Annotated in this window: 3 protein-coding genes; 1 reads left to right on the top strand and 2 read right to left on the bottom strand. The window is 63.3% G+C overall.

Going from position 1 to position 1189, the window contains the following annotated elements:
* Both ACXYMW_RS19710 and ACXYMW_RS19715 read right to left on the bottom strand, forming a co-directional pair.
* On the bottom strand, positions 1 to 157 hold a 157-nt coding region (locus ACXYMW_RS19710; protein ID WP_459037036.1), incomplete at its 3' end, for a c-type cytochrome.
* Positions 158 to 281: 124 nt separating this feature from the next.
* Positions 282 to 488, bottom strand: coding sequence for a hypothetical protein (locus ACXYMW_RS19715; RefSeq protein ID WP_459037034.1), 207 nt, complete (start codon positions 486 to 488; stop codon positions 282 to 284).
* Between the two features lie 169 nt (positions 489 to 657).
* On the opposite strand from ACXYMW_RS19715, the gene ACXYMW_RS19720 reads away from it, so the two are divergent.
* Positions 658 to 1189: LysR family transcriptional regulator (locus ACXYMW_RS19720; protein ID WP_459037035.1), on the top strand; the 532-nt coding region annotated here is incomplete at its 3' end.

The raw sequence follows: 1189 nt of genomic DNA on the forward strand, positions 1-1189 counted from the left end.
AAGTAGCCAATCCCGACGCAGCATGCCCATCGCCTTTGGCGCGCGGTCCATGGCAGGCGGCGCAGTGCTCCGCGTAAAGCATGCGGCCGGCTGTCGGCCCCTCGCGAACGCATCCGGCCGCGACGAGCAGCGCGTTCACGGCGAATGATAACTTCATGACGTTCGGTCCCTTCTTGGCTCGGGTGAGCCTATAGTGGACGGCGACGCCAACACCTTGATCAAGATCAAGCCGAGGCCTGTCGCCATCCCCAAGATCGGGGGAACGTCAAATGAGCCCTCGGTCAGTCGTCGTCGGAGGCGCCGCGCACCGCGGCATTGGTGCCCTTCGCGACGAGCTTTCCCGCGCCCACCGCGCCCTTGACCACGGTGCGGGTTGCGAACAACGAGGCATCGACGGTGTTGTCCACGGCCTTCTCGGCGGTGCAGGCAGTCAGCGCCACAACAGCGGTGGCGCAGAGGGTGGTCAGAGCTTTCCGCGAAATGATCATTCGAATCTCCTCGGTTCGAACGGCGCGATGGCCACTGGGGTGTGAGGATGCGGCGCGATTGATAGGTCGACGCGCTGCATCCCTGCGTCCGAGAAGGGTAGCCAACGCGGTCACATGCGAAAAACGAATAAGATTTGGCCTTGTAACGAGTATCGCTTATACCTGTGGCATGGACACGACCTTGGTGAAGACCTTCCTTGAAGTCGCCGCAACCGGCTCCTTCGTGTCCGCGTCCGACCGCCTCTACGTCACGCAATCGGCAGTCTCGCTGCGCATCCAACGCCTCGAACAAGCGCTCGGCAAGCGGCTCTTCGAACGGTCCAAGGCGGGCGCGGAACTGACTCATGCCGGACGCGAGTTCGAGAAATACGCGCTCTCGCTCCTGAAAGTCTGGGAAGAGGCGCGTCAACAGGTCGGCATCCCCGAGGGCTTCCAGAAGAGCATGACGATCGGTGCCCAGTTCTCGCTGTGGCCTCGTCTCGGGTTCCGCTGGGTCGACGGGCTTCGGGCCAACATGCCTGAGCTCAGCCTGCGGCTCGAACTCGGGATGCCCGAACGGCTGATGCGCTTCCTGATCAAGGGCAGCATGCAGGCCGGGCTCATGTATACGCCGCAACTGCGCCCTGGCTTGACCGCCGAGAAGGTCATGGAGGACGAATTGGTGCTGGCGGCGTCCTGGCCCGATCCGACCCTCGATCTGG

Source organism: Roseivivax sp. CAU 1761, assembly GCF_054482755.1.

Excerpts from the sequence above, each read along its gene's own strand:
- ACXYMW_RS19715 (WP_459037034.1), bottom strand. The coding sequence starts at position 488 with ATGATCATTTCGCGGAAAGCTCTGACCACCCTCTGCGCCACCGCTGTT.